This window comes from Micromonospora sp. ATLC16 (genome assembly GCF_057196645.1).
Genome location: NZ_JBXUOW010000030.1, coordinates 1 through 17,798 on the forward strand (window position 1 = coordinate 1; position 17,798 = coordinate 17,798).

Annotated in this window: 13 protein-coding genes and 1 pseudogene; 8 read left to right on the top strand and 6 right to left on the bottom strand. The window is 72.4% G+C overall.

Annotation, left to right across the window (positions count from 1 at the left end; all coding sequences use genetic code 11):
* From AC2CHE_RS14755 to mraZ, 3 genes and pseudogenes are all read right to left on the bottom strand, one after another.
* A pseudogene (locus AC2CHE_RS14755) lies at positions 1 to 195 on the bottom strand (hypothetical protein); the annotation flags it as partial.
* The gene (gene rsmH / locus AC2CHE_RS14760) at positions 192 to 1,298 is read right to left on the bottom strand and encodes a 16S rRNA (cytosine(1402)-N(4))-methyltransferase RsmH (RefSeq protein ID WP_484505510.1); all 1,107 of its coding nucleotides are present in this window, start codon (positions 1,296 to 1,298) and stop codon (positions 192 to 194) included. The gene rsmH and the pseudogene AC2CHE_RS14755, both read right to left, overlap by 4 nt.
* Positions 1,299 to 1,508: 210 nt before the next feature.
* A complete protein-coding gene (gene mraZ / locus AC2CHE_RS14765) occupies positions 1,509 to 1,940 on the bottom strand; it encodes a division/cell wall cluster transcriptional repressor MraZ (protein ID WP_484505465.1) in 432 nt (143 codons plus the stop codon).
* A 356-nt stretch (positions 1,941 to 2,296) separates the two neighbouring features.
* On the opposite strand from mraZ, the gene AC2CHE_RS14770 reads away from it, so the two are divergent.
* From AC2CHE_RS14770 to AC2CHE_RS14780, 3 genes are read left to right on the top strand one after another with little or no spacing between them, the layout of a single operon-like run.
* A complete protein-coding gene (locus AC2CHE_RS14770) occupies positions 2,297 to 3,544 on the top strand; it encodes a MurT ligase domain-containing protein (RefSeq protein ID WP_484505511.1) in 1,248 nt (415 codons plus the stop codon).
* A complete protein-coding gene (locus tag AC2CHE_RS14775; protein ID WP_164449191.1) occupies positions 3,534 to 4,253 on the top strand; it encodes a type 1 glutamine amidotransferase in 720 nt (239 codons plus the stop codon). Before AC2CHE_RS14770 ends, AC2CHE_RS14775 begins: the two co-directional genes overlap by 11 nt.
* Positions 4,250 to 5,026: a TVP38/TMEM64 family protein gene (locus AC2CHE_RS14780; protein ID WP_484505466.1), complete on the top strand. Its 777-nt coding sequence runs from the start codon at positions 4,250 to 4,252 to the stop codon at positions 5,024 to 5,026. The genes AC2CHE_RS14775 and AC2CHE_RS14780 overlap by 4 nt, the downstream gene beginning before the upstream one ends.
* A 196-nt stretch (positions 5,027 to 5,222) precedes the next feature.
* Here the strand turns inward: AC2CHE_RS14780 and AC2CHE_RS14785 are convergent, their stop codons facing one another.
* Both AC2CHE_RS14785 and AC2CHE_RS14790 read right to left on the bottom strand, forming a co-directional pair.
* Complete coding sequence (locus AC2CHE_RS14785) at positions 5,223 to 5,876, bottom strand: response regulator (RefSeq protein WP_484505467.1); 654 nt, start codon at positions 5,874 to 5,876, stop codon at positions 5,223 to 5,225.
* A complete protein-coding gene (locus AC2CHE_RS14790) occupies positions 5,873 to 7,381 on the bottom strand; it encodes a sensor histidine kinase (RefSeq protein WP_484505468.1) in 1,509 nt (502 codons plus the stop codon). The genes AC2CHE_RS14785 and AC2CHE_RS14790 overlap by 4 nt, the downstream gene beginning before the upstream one ends.
* Here AC2CHE_RS14790 and AC2CHE_RS14795 point away from each other — a divergent pair.
* Together AC2CHE_RS14795 and AC2CHE_RS14800 are read left to right on the top strand one after the other, a co-directional pair.
* On the top strand, positions 7,380 to 8,291 hold the full coding sequence (locus tag AC2CHE_RS14795; protein WP_484505469.1) for an ABC transporter ATP-binding protein: 912 nt from the start codon (positions 7,380 to 7,382) through the stop codon (positions 8,289 to 8,291). The genes AC2CHE_RS14790 and AC2CHE_RS14795 overlap by 2 nt on opposite strands.
* Positions 8,288 to 9,121, top strand: coding sequence for a hypothetical protein (locus tag AC2CHE_RS14800; RefSeq protein WP_484505470.1), 834 nt, complete (start codon positions 8,288 to 8,290; stop codon positions 9,119 to 9,121). The genes AC2CHE_RS14795 and AC2CHE_RS14800 overlap by 4 nt, the downstream gene beginning before the upstream one ends.
* Positions 9,122 to 9,308: 187 nt before the next feature.
* On the opposite strand, the gene leuS is transcribed toward AC2CHE_RS14800, so the two are convergent.
* Positions 9,309 to 12,134: a leucine--tRNA ligase gene (gene leuS / locus AC2CHE_RS14805; protein ID WP_484505471.1), complete on the bottom strand. Its 2,826-nt coding sequence runs from the start codon at positions 12,132 to 12,134 to the stop codon at positions 9,309 to 9,311.
* A 516-nt stretch (positions 12,135 to 12,650) separates the two neighbouring features.
* On the opposite strand from leuS, the gene AC2CHE_RS14810 reads away from it, so the two are divergent.
* The 3 genes from AC2CHE_RS14810 to AC2CHE_RS14820 are packed head-to-tail and all read left to right on the top strand — an operon-like array spanning position 12,651 to position 17,491.
* Positions 12,651 to 13,703: an AAA family ATPase gene (locus AC2CHE_RS14810; protein WP_093401166.1), complete on the top strand. Its 1,053-nt coding sequence runs from the start codon at positions 12,651 to 12,653 to the stop codon at positions 13,701 to 13,703.
* 1 nt (position 13,704) lies between these two features.
* Positions 13,705 to 15,003: a DUF58 domain-containing protein gene (locus AC2CHE_RS14815; protein ID WP_484505472.1), complete on the top strand. Its 1,299-nt coding sequence runs from the start codon at positions 13,705 to 13,707 to the stop codon at positions 15,001 to 15,003.
* A 16-nt stretch (positions 15,004 to 15,019) separates the two neighbouring features.
* Positions 15,020 to 17,491, top strand: coding sequence for a transglutaminase TgpA family protein (locus AC2CHE_RS14820; protein ID WP_484505473.1), 2,472 nt, complete (start codon positions 15,020 to 15,022; stop codon positions 17,489 to 17,491).
* The last annotated feature ends 307 nt before the right edge of the window (positions 17,492 to 17,798 follow it).

Sequence of the window (17,798 nt, forward strand, 5' to 3'; positions counted from 1 at the left end):
CCGCTCCACCGGACGCAGCGCAGCGCTGCCCTGGGTCGGGAACTCGCGCGCCCCCCGGGCGCGAGTCTCCGCCGACCGGTCCGCCCGCCGAGCACCCTCGCCCGCGCCCCGGGTCCGCTCCGCCGCGATCCGGCCCCCCGACCGCGGTGCGCGCTGCCCGGCGCCGGCGATGTCCCGACGCTTGTCTACGTTCATGTCCCCTCCCCCTCTTCGTCCGTGGTGTCCCCCGGCGCCCGCCGCGGATCCGGACCGGATCCCGTGGTCGACGCCGTCCCCGGTTGGTGCATCGCCTTGACCCGGCGGCGGTACCGTTCGCGGTCGGTACGCCCCCGTTGCCGTGCCTGCGGGTCGATCCGCTCCGCGGCCCGCAGGCGCACCGAAGCGGCCCGCGGGTTCGCGGTGACCTCCGCCTCCCCAGGCAGTTCCGCGCCCCGGCTGAGCAGCCGGAACGTCGGTTCTGACCCGGGCAGTTCGACCGGGAGGTCGATCGGACCCGTGCTGCGGACCCGATCGGCGAGCGCCTGCTTGGTGAGCCGGTCCTCCAGCGAGTGGTAGGACAGGACCACCAGGCGACCGCCGACGGCGAGCCGGTCCAGAGCGGCCGGCAGCGCTGTCTCCAGCACTGCCAGTTCTCTGTTTACCTCGATCCGTAAAGCCTGAAACGTTCTCTTTGCCGGGTGCCCCCCGGTTCGTCGGGCTGGTGCCGGAATCGACTCCCGGACCAGCTCGGCCAGCCGCGCCGACGAGGTGATCCGGCCACGTTCCCGCTCCCGGATGATCGCCGAGGCAATCCGCCCGGCGAACTTTTCCTCGCCGTACACCCGCAGCACCCGGGCCAACTCCGGGTGCGGGTAGGTGTTGACCACCTCCTCGGCGGTCACCCCCCGGGTCTGGTCCATCCGCATGTCCAGCGGCGCGTCCTGCGCGTACGCGAACCCGCGGTCGGGCGCGTCGAGCTGCAGCGAGGAGACACCGAGATCGAACAGGATCCCGTCCACGGACGGATATCCCAGCCGGTCGAGCACCTCGGGCAGTTCGTCGTAGACGGCGTGCTCCAGATGGACGCGGTCGGCGAACCGGGCCAGCCGGACCCTGGCGTGGGCCAGCGCCTCGGTGTCCCGGTCCAGGCCCACCAGCACCGTCTCCGGCTGGGCCTGCAACACGGCCTCGGCGTGGCCGGCAAGACCCAGCGTCGCGTCGACATGCACGGTGCGCCCACCCCGGCCCAGCGCGGGGGCCAGCAGCTCGAGACACCGCTCGAGCAGCACCGGCACGTGCGTGCCGCGTAGCTCCCCCATGTCGACCCCCACTGGTTGAACCGGTTGTGAATCCGCGCCCTGTTCGTCGGACGACGCCGTGCCGTCGTACCGCCAGATCCCCATCCGCTCTCCGCCCGCCCATCGGGCCGCAGGGCCCGGAGGGTCGGATCGTGCGCCTGGCACCGGGGAAGGGATGCCAGGAACTCGAAAGCGGCTGGAGATCTCGCAGTACGTCGGGCGTCGCCACGCCTACAGACCGCCGGGCAGCACCCCTTCCTCGATGTCGGCGAAGTCGTCTTCGCTTTCGGCGAGGTAGGTCTCCCAGGCGACCTTGTCCCAGATCTCCACCCGGGTGCTCGCACCGATGACCACCAGGTCCCGGTCGAGCCCCGCATATGTACGTAGGTGCGGCGGGATGGTCACCCGACCCTGCTTGTCCGGCACCTCGTCGTGCGCGCTGGCGAAGAACACACGGCTGTAGGCCCGGGCCGCCTTGTGCGTCATCGGCTGCGCGCGCAACTGCTCCGCGATCCGCTGAAACTCCGGCGTCGGGAAGACGTAGAGGCAGCGCTCCTGCCCTTTGGTGATCACGACACCCCCCGCCAGCCCATCCCGGAACTTCGCCGGAAGGATCAACCGGCCTTTGTCGTCCAGGCGCGGAGTGTGGGTGCCGAGAAACATCGGCCCAACCCCCTCGCCCTTTGAGCGGCGTTCGCGCGCCGCCGACCCCCCGGGCCGGTGGGCCCCTCCCGGCCCCACCAATGCGCCCCACTCTACTCCACTTCCCTCCACTCGCAACCAGATTTGACCGCGTGGCGCGCCGCGCGTCGCCACAAAAGCGCACGTCAGGCGGGGTGGAGCGGAGTGGAGGGCCGAGCGGGCGCCCCCGGGTGGGTCCGCTTTCCGACATTGATCGACTCCGTCCGGCCGAGGGTCACCCGACCGGGCGCTGGCCGCGCCGAGCGAACGGATCGCCGTCGGTGCCGATCTCGCGGGTCCGCTGGTCCGGTAACCTCGCTCGGGTGACGGACGCGAAGATGCCCCTGCGGGCCAAGGTGGCCAGCTCCATGTCACGGACCGCCGCGGCGTTGTCGCGGGCGGCGGGCCGGGGCGACGGCTCGGTGATCGGTGGTTGGCTCGGCCTGAAGATCGACCCCGAACTGCTCGCCCACCTCTCCGCCGGACGGGCCATCGCGCTGATCTCCGGCACCAACGGCAAGACCACCACCACCCGGCTCGCCGCCGCGGCCGTCGGGGTACTCGGCCGGGTCGCCACCAACTCGTTCGGTGCCAACATGCCGACCGGGCACACCTCCGCGCTGGCCAAGGCCGGCAGCACGCCGTACGCGGTGCTGGAGGTCGACGAGCACTACCTCGCCCAGGTGATCGAGGCGACCGACCCGCACGTGGTGGCACTGCTCAACCTCTCCCGTGACCAGCTGGACCGGGCCAAGGAGGTCGCCATGATGGCGCAGCTCTGGCGCGCGGCGCTGGCCCGGCACCCGGACATCCGGGTGGTCGCCAACGCCGACGACCCGATGGTGGTCTGGGCCGCCACCCCGCCGGCCTCACACGACCAGCGGATCACCCCGCCGCACGTCACCTGGTTCTCCGCCGGTCAGCGCTGGCACGACGACTCCTGGGTCTGCCCCGAGTGCGGCTCCACCATCCAGCGCTCCGGCGAGCAGTGGTGGTGCACCGGCTGCCCGCTACGCCGGCCGGCGCCGCAGTGGACCGTGGACGAGGAGGGCGTCGTCGACCCGACCGGCGCCTGGTACAAGGTCAAACTCCAGCTTCCGGGCAAGGTCAACATCGGCAACGCGGCGACCGCGCTGGCGGTCGCCGCCGAATTCGGCGTACGTCCCTTCGACGCGGTCCCCCACCTCGGCGACGTGACCTCGGTGGCCGGGCGCTACGCCCAGGTCGTTCGGGACGGTCGCACCGTGCGGCTGCTGCTGGCCAAGAACCCGGCCAGTTGGCTGGAGGCGTTCGACATGGCCGACGAGGCGCCGACGCTGCTGTCCATCAACGCCCGGGACCCCGACGGGCTGGACACCTCCTGGCTCTTCGACGTCGACTTCGCCCCACTGCGCGGCCGCCTGGTGCTCATCACCGGCGACCGGGCGTACGACCTGGCCGTACGGCTGGAGGTCAATGACGTGCCCTTCCAGTACGTACGCACCTTCGACGAGGCGGTCCGGGCGGTACCGCCGGGTCGGTTGGAGGTCATCGCGAACTACACCGCGTTCCAGGACATCCGAGCGGAGTTGGATCGTGTCAACTGAAACCCTGCGCATCGTCTGGATCTACCCGGACCTGCTGTCGACCTACGGCGACCGGGGCAACGCCCTGATCCTGGCCCGCCGGGCCCAGCAGCGCGGGTTTCCGGTCGAGGTGCTGGAGGTCCGCTCCGACGAGCGGTTGCCCACCACGGCCGACATCTACCTCATCGGGGGCGGGGAGGACGGCCCGCAGGCACTCGGCGCGCAACGACTGCTCGCCGACGGTGGCCTGCACCGGGCGGTGGCCCAGGGTTCGGTGGTCTTCGGCGTCTGCGCCGGCTACCAGTTGCTGGGCACCTCGTTCTTCGCCAAGGGCACCCAGTACCAGGGCCTGGAACTGCTCGACCTCTCCTCGGACCGGGGCCCCAGCCGGGCCGTCGGCGAGTTGGCCGGCGACATCGACGCCCGCCTCGGCCTGCCACCGCTGACCGGGTTCGAGAACCACGGCGGGCGCACCCACCTGGGCCCCGGCGTCTCACCGTTGGCCCGGGTCACCGCCGGGGTCGGCAACGACGGTGCCACCGAGGGAGCCTGGCGGGGCAAGCTGCTGGGCACGTACTCGCACGGCCCGGCGCTGGCCCGCAACCCGGCCCTGGCCGACCTGCTGCTGCGCTGGGCGACCGGCGCGCAGCACCTACCCCCGCTCGACGACACCTGGGCCGACCGGCTGCGGGCCGAACGCCGGACCGCGGTGGCCACCGCCCGGGCATGATCCGCAAGCTGCGGAGACGACTACTGCGGGCGAGCCGGGCGGGCGACCCCGTAGCCGGCCCTCCGCAGCCCGACACACCACCGCTCGGCCCCCCGCCCGCCGGGTTGCGCCGCCTGCTGGTCGCCGCGACGCCGTCGGCCAGCCGGTTCGCGCTGCTGCTGCTCCTGCTCACCGCCTTCGGGGTGACCCTGCTGCTGGTGCCGCACCCGGAACCGACGGCACTGCCGGACCTCGCCGACCGGATGGGCGGGCTCGCTCCGGTGGCCGGGGTGCTCGGCGGCGCGCTGCTGCTGGTGGCGCTGGTCCCCCGCACGTTCATCACGCTGGCCGCGGGCGCGATCTTCGGTGCCCTGGAAGGTGCCGCGTACGCGCTCGGCGCCGCCCTGCTGGCGGCGGCGATCGGCTTCACCGTGGGTCGGGTGCTGGGCCGGGAGTTCGTCGCCGAACGCGTGCGAGGCCGACTGGCCCGCCTCGACCGCTGGTTCACCCGGCAGAGCGTGCTCGGCGTGGTCACCGTACGGCTGCTGCCGATCTCCGGTTTCGGCCTGGTCAGCTACGGCTACGGCACCACCGGCGCACGGGTGCTGCCGTTCCTCGTCGGCAGCGTGATCGCCTCCGCGCCGACCGCGTTCGGCTACGCCGCCGTCGGTGCCGCGGTGACCAGCCCCGGCGGGATCAACTGGTTCGCCGCCGCCCCGGCGTCGCTGGGCTTCATCGCCAGCGCCGTACTGTTCGCCCGATGGTGGCGCGCCGAACGCCGCCCCCGCCGCTGACCCCACTCCCCACGCCCCCCGACCACCACCCCCGCAGGCACCCCACGCACCCCGCAGGCCGCGCACCCCACTGCACCCCACGCACGCAGGCCGCGCATCTTCGGGGAAAGTGCTGGGTCCGAGGCGGTCGAGGCAGCACTTTCCCCGAAGATGCGGGCGCCGGTAAGGCGGGGGCGGGGGTGGGGGCCGGGGCGGGTCAGCGGGGTGGGGTGACCAGGCCGGCCTCGTACGCGGCGATGACCAGGTGAACCCGGTCGCGGGCGCCGAGCTTGCTGAACAGTCGGGCCACGTGCGCCTTGGCGGTGGCCGCGCTGATCACCAGTTCGGCCGCGATCTCGGCGTTGGAAAGGCCCCGACCGACGAGGGTGAGCACCTCGCGCTCCCGATCGGTCACCCCGGACAACGGCCGGGGCGACGGGACCGCCGGCCGGCGGGTGAACTCGGCGATCAGTCGCCGGGTGACGCCCGGCGCGATCAACGCGTCCCCGGCCGCCACCACCCTGATCGCGCCGAGAATGTCCTCCAACGCCATGTCCTTGACCAGAAAGCCACTCGCACCGGCCCGCAGCGCGGCGTGCACGTGCTCGTCGTCGTCGAAGGTGGTGAGCACCAACACCCGGGCAGGCCCGCCGGAGCCGGTGATCGTCCGTGTCGCCTGGATGCCGTCGGTCCCCGGCATCCGCAGGTCCATCAGCACCACGTCGGGCAGCACCTCCCGAGTCAGGCGCACCGCCTCGGCGCCGGTGCCAGCCTCGCCGACCACCGCCATGTCCGGCACGTCGGCGATCAGCACACGCAGCCCGGCCCGCACCAGTGGCTGGTCGTCGACGAGCAGCACCCGGATGGTCACCCGTCCACCGCCTCGTCCCGGCGGCCTTCGGCCCCGCCACCACGATCCGAACGACCACCGGCGCCGCCGCCGTCGACCGGACGACCACCGGCAGAACCAGCACCACCCAGACAGCCCCCGACGTGACCGTCGTCAACGGGACGAGCGCCAGCACGGTCGCCGTGGGCCGGACGATCGCCGGCCGGGACGGCGGTCTCCGACGACACCGGCAGCCAGGCTGTCACGCGGAAGCCACCCTCGGCGCGTGGTCCGGCCCGGAACCGGCCACCGATGTCCGTGACCCGCTCGCGCATGCCGATCAAGCCGTGCCCCTCGACGCCGACCGGTCCGCCCCGGCCGTCGTCCACGACCTCGACCATGACGGCGTGTTCGCCGCGCTCGACGACGACCCGGCACGCGTCGACCCCGGCGTGCCGGACCACGTTGGTGAGCGCCTCCTGGACGATGCGGAACGCGGTGAGGTCGATCTCGGCCGGGACCGGCCCGTCGCCGGCCGTGCACAGCTCGACCCGGACTCCGGCATCACCCGTCGCGGCTATCAGCCGCTCCAGGCCCACCAACCCGGGCACCGGCTCCAGCGGTGCCGGATCCCCGTCGCCGCGGCGCAGCGCGCCGAGGGTACGCCGCAGCCCGGCCAGGGTGTCCCGACTGGCCGCCTCGATGGTGGCCAGCGCGGCGCGGGCCTGCGCCGGCTGGGTGTCGATCACCCGTGCACCGACCCCGGCCTGGATGGCGATGACACCGATGCTGTGCGCGACCATGTCGTGCAGTTCCCGGGCGATGCGCAGCCGCTCGGCGGTGACCGCCTCGGCGGCGGCGTGCCCGCGCATCGCGGCCGCGTGGCTCCGCCGTGCCCGCACCGAATTGCCGGCGATCCAGGCTGTCGCGACCGCCAGCACGGTCAGCACCGCCTGGTCCACCGGCTCGACTCCGAGGTTCACGAAGGCGGCGAGCACCTGCGTCACCAGCACCGCCCCGGCGGCCGGCAGCGACACCCGACGGGAGCGGTTCGCGGCGACGACGGCGAGCGCCGCGTCGACGGCGAGGAACTGGAGGTTGAAGAGATCGCCCAGATACCCGGGCTCCCAGCCGTGCACGCTCGCGGCGCACAGCGTCGCTCCGGCGAGCATCAGGCCGAGCGCGGTCACCGGGCGGTGACGCAGCAGACCTGCCGGCAGCAGCACGATCAGCACCGGCACCAGATAGCGCACCGGCAGCCACCAGCCCATGACGCCGACACCGCCGCCGCTGGTCGCCACGGCCGGCGCCATCACCCAGAGCACCGGCAGGAGGACGACCCCGGCCCAGACCAGCACCGCCCGTACCACCGGCACGGCGGCACGCGGCCGGATCAGGGCGGTGGCGTCCACCGGCACACCGTATCCAGCGGCACGCCGCACCGGCATCGGCCCGGGGGCGTACGCCCGCAGGCCACTGTCCAGGCACCCGGTACGGCCGGCGGGCCGACGCGGCAGTGACCGGCCACCCGGCAGCGTGAACGGCATGATCGAACTTGATGGCCTGACCCGGCGGTACGGCCGCATCACCGCCGTCGACGGTCTGACCCTGACCGTCCGACCCGGCCGGGTGACCGGCTTCCTCGGCCCGAACGGTGCCGGCAAGTCCACCACCCTGCGCATGGTTCTCGGGCTGACCACTCCGACCGGCGGCACCGTCACGGTCGCTGGCGTCCGGTTCCGGGACCTCGCCCGAGGGCTACGGCACGCCGGCGCGCTGCTCGACGCCGGGGACGTGCACGGCGGGCGCAGCGCGCGGGCGCACCTGGCGGCCCTCGCCCGCGGCAACGGCATCGGTTCCCGGCGGGCCGACGAGGTCCTGGGACTGGTCGGTCTCGACGATGCCGCCAACCGCCGGGTCGGCCGATTCTCGCTCGGCATGCGGCAACGTCTCGGTATCGCCGCCGCGTTGCTGGGCGACCCGCCCGTGTTGATGTTCGACGAGCCGTTCAACGGCCTCGACCCGGAAGGCGTGCGCTGGGTACGGAAGCTGTTCCGACGGCTCGCCGCCGAGGGCCGTACCGTCTTCGTCTCCAGTCACCTGATGGGCGAGGTCGAGCACTGCGCCGACCACCTCGTCGTCATGGGCCGGGGCCGGTTGATCGCCGACGAGTCCCTGGACGACTTCGCCGCCCGCGCCGGCCGGGCCGAGGTCGTCCTGCGTACCCCCGAACCGGCCGCCCTGACCACGGCGCTGGTGGGCGTCGGCGCGGACGTGCGGCCGGATGCGAGTGGTGCGCTCGCCGTCACCGGGGTGGGCACGGAACAGATCGGCGAACTGGCCCTCGGCCTGCGAATCCCGCTGCACCAGTTGACCACCCGCACCGCCTCACTGGAGGAAGCCTTCATGGCACTCACCGCCACCGATGTCGAGTACGCCGCCGGGGAGACTCGATGACCGCCGCGACCCGACCCGCCACCCGCGCCATCCCGACCCGCTACCGCGATCTGCTCGCCGCCGAATGGATCAAGCTCTGGTCTCTGCGCTCCACCTGGGCCGCCTTCGCCCTGATCCTGCTCGCCATGGTCGGCCTCGCCGTCCACGCCGCGCTGGCCACCCATGCGGGCTGGCCGGACTGGTCGGCCGAGCGGCGGGCGGTACGCTCCCCGCTTTGGGACGCCTTCCCCACCGAGGCGCAGATGTTCGTCGTCCTCGCGGCCAGTGGTGTCGGCGCGGTCGCGATCGGCGGCGAGTACGCCTCCGGCCTGATGCGCACCACGTTCGCGGCCGTCCCCCGGCGTTACGCGGTGGCCGCCGCCAAGTTGACCGTGCTGACCGGCGTGCTGACCTTGCTGGGAGCGCTGGGCGCGACGGCGGCGTTCGTGGTGTCGCAGGCGATCCTCGCCGACGTCGGCGCGAACATGTCCGTGGGCGACCCCGGCGCGCTACGCGGCATCGCCGCCTCCGCCCTGCTGGTGCCGCTCTGCGCGCTCGTCGGCATGGCCCTCGCAGCGCTGATCCGGCACACCGCACCCGCGATCGTCACCGCCGCGACGGTGCTGCTCCTGCTGCCCACCGCCGTCAACGAGGACGAACGCTGGAGCGCGCTGCTCCGACACGCCATGCTGGTCCCGGCATGGCAGCGGCTCAGAGATCCGAACGGCACCCCGCCGTGGCTGACCGACATCCACCCCGCCACCGTCTCCGGCGCCTGGACCACATACACCGTCTGGGCCGCCCTGACCGCCCTGATCACCACGCTAGCCCTGACCCACCGCACCCCCTGACCACCCACCCCCTGACCCCGCACCCACCCCCTGACCCACCCACCCAGCGTTGATCATGAGGTTGACGGCAGTAGTCGATCTTCAAACTGCCGCCAACCTCATGATCAACGCGGACGGAGCGAGCAGGGTGGGGTGGGGTGGGGCAGGGCAGGGTGGGGTGGGGTGGGGTGGGGTGGGGTGGGTGGGGCTACAGGACGATGGAGACCATGCGGGCGGGGATGACGATGACCTTGCGGGGTTCCCTGTCGGCCAGGACGGTGGCCACGGCGGCCAGGGCCGCCGCCCGTACGTCGGTCTCGCTCGCGTCGGCGGGGACCTCGATGCGGGCGCGGACCTTGCCGTTGATCTGCACCGGGTAGGTGACCGTCTCGGCGACCAGCAGGGCCGGGTCAGCGGTCGGGAAGTCGGCGTAGGTCAGTGAGGTGTCGTGGCCCAGCCGCTGCCACAGCTCCTCGGCGACGTGCGGGGCGAACGGCGCGACCATCAGCACCAGCGGCTCGGCCACCTCGCGCGGGGTACCCGACAGGCGGGTCACCCCGTTGGTCAGCTCGATCAGCTTGGCGATCGCGGTGTTGAACCGGATCTGCTCCATGTCGCCCCGGACACCGTCGATGACCTTGTGCAGCAGCCGCCGGGTCGCCTCGTCGGCGGGGGCATCCACCACCCGGGACTCGCCGGTCCGCTCGTCGACGACGGCCCGCCAGACCCGTTGCAGGAACCGGTACGAGCCGACCACCGCCCGGGTCTCCCACGGGCGCGACACCTCCAGCGGTCCCATCGACATCTCGTACACCCGGAACGTGTCCGCGCCGTAGGCGGCACACATCTCGTCCGGGGTGACCACGTTCCTCAGGGACTTGCCCATCTTGCCGTACTCGCGGTTGACCTGGACGTCGCCCAGGAAGAAGCCGCCGTCACGCTCGGCGACCTCCTCCGCCGGCACGTACGCGCCCCGGGCGTCGGTGTACGCGTACGCCTGGATGTAGCCCTGGTTGAACAGCTTGCGGAACGGCTCGAAGCTCGACACGTGGCCCAGGTCGTACAGCACCTTGTGCCAGAACCGGGCATACAGCAGGTGCAGCACGGCGTGTTCGGCGCCGCCCACGTACAGGTCGACCCCGCCGCAGTCACCCTCGCCACGCGGGCCCATCCAGTACCGCTCGTTGTCCGCGTCGACGAACCGGTCGCCGTTCGTCGGGTCCAGGTAGCGCAGCTCGTACCAGCAGGAGCCGGCCCACTGCGGCATCACGTTGGTCTCCCGGGTGTAGCGCTTCGGCCCGTCACCCAGGTCCAGCTCGACCTCGACCCAGTCCCGGCGGCGCGACAGCGGCGTCTCGGGGTTGCTGGCCGCGTCCTGCGGGTCGAAGGTGCGCGGGGAGAAGTCGTCCACCTCGGGCAGCTCGACCGGCAGCATCTCCTCCGGCAGGGCGATGGCGGCACCGTCGGCGTCGTACACGATCGGGAACGGCTCGCCCCAGTAGCGCTGCCGGCTGAACAGCCAGTCCCGCAGCCGGTAGGTCACCGCGCCCTGGCCGTTGCCGGTCTCCTCCAGCCAGGCGATGATCCGGGCCTTGGCGTCGGCCACGCCCAGGCCGTCCAGGTCCAGGCCGCGCTCGGGCGCGGCGCTGTTGATCGCCGGCCCCTCCCCGGTGTACGCCTTGCCGTCGAAGCCCTCCGGCGGCTGCACGGTACGCACGATCGGCAGCTCGAAAACCTCGGCGAACTCCCAGTCCCGCTCGTCCTGGGCGGGCACCGCCATGATCGCGCCGGTGCCGTAGCCGGCCAGCACGTAGTCGGCGATGAAGATCGGAATCTGCCCACCGGTGACCGGGTTGGTGGCGTACGCGCCGGTGAAGACTCCGGTCTTCTCCTTCGTCTCGGCCTGCCGCTCCACATCGGTCTTGGCCGCCGCCGCCTTGCGGTACGCCTCGACGGCCTCCCGCGGGCTGCCGTGCCCGCCGGTCCACGCGTCCCGGGTGCCCTCCGGCCAGGCCGCCGGCACCAGCGTGTCGACCAGCTCGTGCTCCGGGGCCAGCACCATGTAGGTGGTGCCGAAGACGGTGTCGGGCCGGGTCGTGAACACCCGGATCGGGGCGACCGGGGTCGGGAAGTCGATGTGCGCGCCCTGCGACCGGCCGATCCAGTTGCGCTGCATCAGCTTGATCGGCTCGGGCCAGTCCAGCTTGTCCAGGTCGTACAGCAGCCGGTCGCCGTAGGCGGTGATCCGCATCATCCACTGCTTCAGGTTGCGCTTGAAGACCGGGAAGTTGCCCCGCTCGGAGCGGCCGTCGGCGGTGACCTCCTCGTTGGCCAGCACCGTGCCCAGCCCGGGGCACCAGTTCACCGGCGCCTGCGACACGTACGCCAGGCGGTGGTCGTCGACGACGGCGCGCCGCTCGGCGGCCGACAGCTGCGCCCACGGCCGGCCGTCCGGGGTGCGCCGCGCACCCTCGGCGAACTCGGCGATCAGCTCACTGATCGGCCGGGCCCGACCGGCGTCGCGGTCGTACCAGGAGTTGAAGATCTGCAGGAAGATCCACTGGGTCCAGCGGTAGAAGTCGGTCTCGATGGTGGCCACCGACCGCCGCTGGTCGTGGGCCAGCCCCAGCCGGCGCAGCTGCTCCTTGTACCGCTGGATGTTGGCCTCGGTGGTGGTCCGCGGGTGGGTGCCGGTCTGCACCGCGTACTGCTCGGCGGGCAGCCCGAACGCGTCGAAACCCATCGCGTGCAGCACGTTGCGGCCGGCCATCCGCTGGTACCGGGCGAAGCAGTCGGTGCCGATGTAGCCCAGCGGGTGCCCGACGTGCAGCCCGGCCCCGGACGGGTACGGGAACATGTCCAGCACGTACAGCTTCTCCGCACCGGACCGCGGGTGAGCCGGTTCGGCCAGCGGACCGGACGGGTTCGGCGCGTGGAAGGCGCCCTCCCGCTCCCACCGGTCCTGCCAGCGGCGTTCGATCTCGTCGGCCAGCGCTGCGGTGTACCGGAACGGTGGGACGTCTGCCTCGGTCATGGCCTTCTCCTCGCGTCGCTCGGCGGAGTCTGTCGGAGTGCTGGCTGGTCTCGGGTCTGCACACCGGCCCGTCGCGGGCCGGCAGCGGGCACGAAAAAGCCCCTCACGCAGGAGGGGCCGCCGTGCTGTCGCGCGTTCAGCGCATCAGCACGGCCCGGTAAGAAGCAGGAAGACTCCGGCCATGACGGGCAGTGTACCGCGTGCGGTATGTCGCCGCCGCCCACCACCCCTGTGCCAGGCGACCGGGCGGCAAGGACCACCTCGTCCTGTCTCGGGTCCGGGCAGCCGGATCCGGGCCCGCTTACCCGGCAGAACCGACGACATGCGCTGCGTGAATGACAAATCACTGCGTAAGGGCTCAAACACCTGCGACCGGTCGGCGTTGACGACAAACATGGTTAGCCTGAGAGGCCAGTGAGATTGCCGCGGCACATGAGGCTCCCAACGTCGCGAACGAAACGACGGGGCCAGATGCTCTTGTAGAGAGCTGCCGTGACGGCGACGAGGAGGAGGCCCGTGACTCAACAGACCTGGGACGACGTTGGCGGTCTGCTGCCGTACGACGAGTTCCGCGCCGCCAGTGACGCGATCGTTACCAACATCGAACAGGTCATCGAGGGCAAGACCGCGACCGTGCGGCTGGCGCTGGCCGTCCTGCTCGCCGAGGGTCACCTGCTCATTGAGGACGTACCCGGCGTCGGCAAGACCAAGCTGGCCAAGGCCCTGGCCCGGTCGATCGACTGCTCGGTACGCCGCATCCAGTTCACGCCCGACCTGCTGCCCAGCGACGTCACCGGAGTCAGCGTCTACAACCAGGAAACCCACGACTTCGAGTTCCGTCCGGGTGCCGTCTTCGCGAACCTGGTCGTCGGCGACGAGATCAACCGGGCCTCGCCGAAGACCCAGTCCGCGCTGCTGGAGTGCATGGAGGAACGGCAGGTCACCGTCGACGGGGTGACCTACCAGTTGCAGACGCCGTTCATGGTGATCGCCACCCAGAACCCGATCGAGATGGAGGGCACCTACCCGCTGCCGGAGGCGCAGCGCGACCGGTTCACCGCCCGCATCGCGATGGGATACCCGGACCCGACCGCCGAGCTGGCCATGCTCGACGGGCACGGCGCCGTCGACCCGCTGTCCGGGCTGCGGCCGGTCTCCGACGCCGACACCGTGCGCCGGCTGATCGGTCACGTTCGGCAGGTGCACGTCGCCGACGCGGTCAAGCAGTACGCGGTCGACCTGGTCACCGCCACCCGCGAGTCACCCGACCTGCGTCTGGGCGCCTCCCCCCGGTGCACCCTGCAACTGCTGCGCACCGCCCGCGCGGTGGCCGCCCTCGACGGGCGTGACTACGTCCTCCCCGACGACCTGCAGGTGCTCGCCGTGCCGGTGCTGGCGCACCGGATCATCCCCACGGCCGACGCCCAGCTCGCCCGGCGTACCACCGACGCGATCGTCGCCGACCTGGTGCACCGGCTGCCGCTGCCGCACGACCGCAAGCGCTCGCCCTACGACACCCGACCACCGAGCGGCAACGGCCGGGCCCCCTTCGAGCCGCGGAGGCCGTGACGTGCGTGACGGGCTGCGCGGACTGACCACCCGCGGCCGCTCCTTCCTGGCCGCGGCGGTGGCGGCGGCCATCTCCGCGGGCATCCTCGGCGAGAAGGACCTGCTGCGGGTTGCCGTGCTGCTGGCCGTCCTGCCGTTGCTCGCCGCGCTCTACGTCGGTCGCAGCCGCTACAAGCTCGCCTGCCACCGGTCGCTGGAGCCGCACCGGGTACCCGTCGGCGCGACCGCCCGGGTGGTGCTGCGCCTGCAGAACATGTCCCGGCTGCCCACCGGCACCCTGCTGCTGGAGGACCGGCTCCCGTACGCCCTCGGCAGCCGTCCCCGGGTGGTGCTGGAACGTCTCGGCGCACACCAGGCCAGCTCCGTGGCGTACACGGTGCGCGCCGACGTGCGGGGCCGGTACGAGGTGGGGCCGCTGGTGATCCGGATGACCGACCCCTTCGGCCTCTGCGAACTGAGCCGCGCCTTCCCCGGCACCGACCGGCTCACCGTCGTGCCGCAGGTGGTTCCACTGCCGGCGGTGCGACTGCCCGGCGAGTACGCCGGCAGCGGCGAGAGTCGGGCCCGCTCGGTGGCGGTGCACGGCGAGGACGATGCGGCCACCCGGGAGTACCGGCGCGGCGACGACCTGCGCCGGGTGCACTGGAAGTCGACCGCGCGCACCGGCGAGCTGATGGTGCGCCGGGAGGAGCAGCCCTGGGAGAGCCGGGCGACGGTGCTGCTGGACACCCGCGCGTACGGGCATCAGGGCGACGGTCCGACGGCGAGCTTCGAGTGGGCGGTCTCGGCCGCCGCCAGCATCGCGGTGCATCTGCGGCAGGCCGGGTACAAACTTCGCCTGGTCACCGGCTCGGGCGCGGACGTCGATGCCACCGAGGGCGCCGGCGACGGCCTGCTGCTCGACCAGCTCGCGGAGGTCCGGCTCGACCAGCGGGTCGAGATCACCACTCTGGTGCAGCACGTACGGCAACGCGCCGACGGCGGGCTGATCATCGGGCTGTTCGGGTCGCTGAGCACCGCCGAGGCGGAGCTGTTGGCCGGGCTGCGGGCCAACGGCGCCACCTGTGTCTGCTTCCTGTTGGACAGCTCCGCCTGGCTGAACCTGCCGACGCCCGCTCGGGCCGAGGCCGACCAGGCGCACGACGCCGCGGCGCTGGCGCTGCTGCAGGCCGGCTGGCGGGTGATCGGTGTCGACCACGGCGGCCGGCTGCCGACGCTGTGGCCGCAGGCGGGGCGGGGCTCGCAGGGGTTCGCGCTGCGCGCGGCGATGGCCGAGACCGTGTCCGGTGGCGTGCGATGAACGGAAGGTCCCCCTCATGATCGCCCATCGGAACCTGGGCCTGGTGGCCGCCGGCGCGACGCTGCTCGCGGCAGCACCACTGTCGGCCATCTTCGAACGTTGGACGTGGCTGGTCCAGGCGGTCATCGCGGTGGCCGCGGTGGCGGCCGCGGCGTCGCTGGCCCGGCTCGGCCGGACCCCGCTGTGGGTGCAGATCCTGGCCATGGTCGGCGGTCTCACCCTCGCTCTGACCTGGCTTTTCCCCAGCGGCTCCGAGCTGCTGACGGTGCTGCCCACCCCGGCCACCTTCGGACACTTCGCCGAGTTGCTCGGCAACTCGGTCGAGGACATGCGCTCCCACGGCGTGAAGGTTCCGGACACCGACCCACTGCTGTTCGTCACCGTGCTCGGCATCGGCGCGGTGGCGGTGCTGGTGGACGTGCTCTGCGTCGGGCTGCGCCGCCCTGCCCTGGCCGGGCTGCCCATGCTGGCCATCTACTCGGTGCCGGTGGCGGTCTACGTGGACAGCGTCCCGCCGGTGCCGTTCGCGATCGGCGCCGCCGGTTTCCTGTGGCTGCTGGTCACCGACAACGTGGACCGGGTCCGTCGGTTCGGCCGGCGGTTCACCGGCGACGGCCGCGACGTGGACGTCTGGGAAGCGTCGCCGTTGGCCGCCGCCGGCCGGCGGCTGGCGGTGGTGGGTCTCGCACTGGCCGTGCTGGTGCCGTTGGCCGTGCCGGGAATGACCGCCGGGTTGATGACCACGCTCAACTCCGGCCCCGGCTCCGGCATCGGTCCCGGGTTCGGTGGCTCCCCCGGCCGGGTCGATCTCTTCGCCGCGCTCAGTGGGCAGCTCAACCAGTCCCAGGTGACCGACCTGGTGACGGTCACCACCACCGAGGAAGAGCCGTTCTATCTGCGCTTCGGGGTCGCCGACGACCTGCGTACCGACGGCTTCCGGGTACGCGGCCCCAACGGTAGGCGGGTCACCGGCGACCTACCCGATCCCTCGGGGCGGTCGGCGCCGGGCATCCAACGCACCCGGCAACGGGCCACCGTGCAGGTGAGCCGCGAGCTGAACATGCCGCTGCTGCCGGTCTACGCCGAACCGGTCAACTTCGCCGAGCTGGGCAACAACTGGTTCTACGACCCGACCCTGCAGGTCGTCTTCTCCAACCGGGAAAACTCGCGGGGTAAGGAGTACTCCTTCGACTACGTCCGCTCGTCGTACAGTCCGCGGGCGCTGCGGCGGGCTCAGCCGCTGCCGGCGGACCTGCCGCTGCGCCGGCAGCAGACCGTGACGCCGGACGTGCCGGAGGTCCGTGCCCTGGTGGAGGATCTGATCCGGGGGGCACGCACCGAGTACGACAAGGTGCGAGCGATCTACAACTACTTCTCCGAGGACAACGGCTTCAGCTACCGGCTCAGCACCGAGCAGGGCAGCAGCGGCCAGGCGATTCTCGACTTCCTGGAGAACAAGGTCGGCTACTGCCAGCAGTACGCCGCGGCGCTGGCCTGGATGGTCCGCGACGCGGGGATCCCGGCTCGGGTCGCGTTCGGGTTCACCAACGGCAGCCGCCGCAGCGACGACACCCTCACGCTGACCAACCGCAATCTGCACGCCTGGACCGAGGTCTACTTCGACCAGATCGGCTGGGTGCCCTTCGACGCCACCCCGGCCTACGGCGTGCCGGGCTCCACCCGCTCGGCGTGGGCGCCGGACGTGGACGCCCCGGAGGAGGGCACGCCGCCGGGAGGCACCGCGGACACACCCGACGAGACGGATCCGTCCGCCGAGGCGGAGCAGGGACCGAACCAGTTCGAGGAGGGCGAGGACCCGGGTGCGGCGCTCGGCTCCGACGCTTCCGCCGGGCAGGCACCCGTCTGGCCGTGGCTGGTCGCGGCCAGCGTCCTGGCGCTGCTGGTGCTGCTCGCCGTGCCCGCACTGCGCCGACTCGCACTGCGCCGCCGTCGGGGCAGACCGGCACCGGCGGTGCGGCCGGTCGACGCGCTGGACGCGGCCCCGTCCGCGACCGGGCAACCGGTCGTGATGGTCGCCACCGATCCGGACCGGGCGCGGGCCGACGCGCACGCCGCCTGGGACGAGCTGATCGACACGCTCATCGACTACCGGGTCGGGGTGGATCGGACGGAAACCCCCCGTGCCACGGCGGAGCGGGTGGCCCGTGAGCGCCTGGCCGCGCAGACCGATGCCGGCTCGGCGGTACGTCTGCTCGGACGTGCGGAGGAGCGGGCCCGTTACGCCCGGGACCCGTTGACCGGTGAACCACTGCCGGCGGCCCTGCGGACGGTGCGCGGTGCGCTGGCCGGGCAGGCCGACCGGCGGACCCGCCTGGTGGCGACCGTGTTGCCGCCGTCGGTGTTGTCCCGCTGGCGCACCGCCCTCGCGGACAACTCGTCACGACTGGTCAACTCGGCCGGGCAGGTGCGCCGGAGGCTGCTGCGGTTCAGTCCACGCCGGCTGATCGCCAGCCGCGCGGGGCGCTGATTCTCGTTGCCGGCACCACCCGGGTCGCCGGCGACGGCCCGCCGATCGGGGTCACGGCGTGTCCAACGTGATCGTCGGTCCGGTGCTGAAATCCTGATAGCGGACGTGACGGGGCATCCCCCGGTTCCCTCTTGAGGAACATGTCAGGGCGACATTTCCATGTCTCCCTGACATCACGTTGGATGCTCTACCAGTCCACTCAGCGGCACACCGGACATCCGGCCGGCGACAGCTAACAGCGACCGGCGGGCACCACGAAGACTCGCACGGCACCCTGGGCGCTCGCGCCTACTCACCCCGGGCGGTC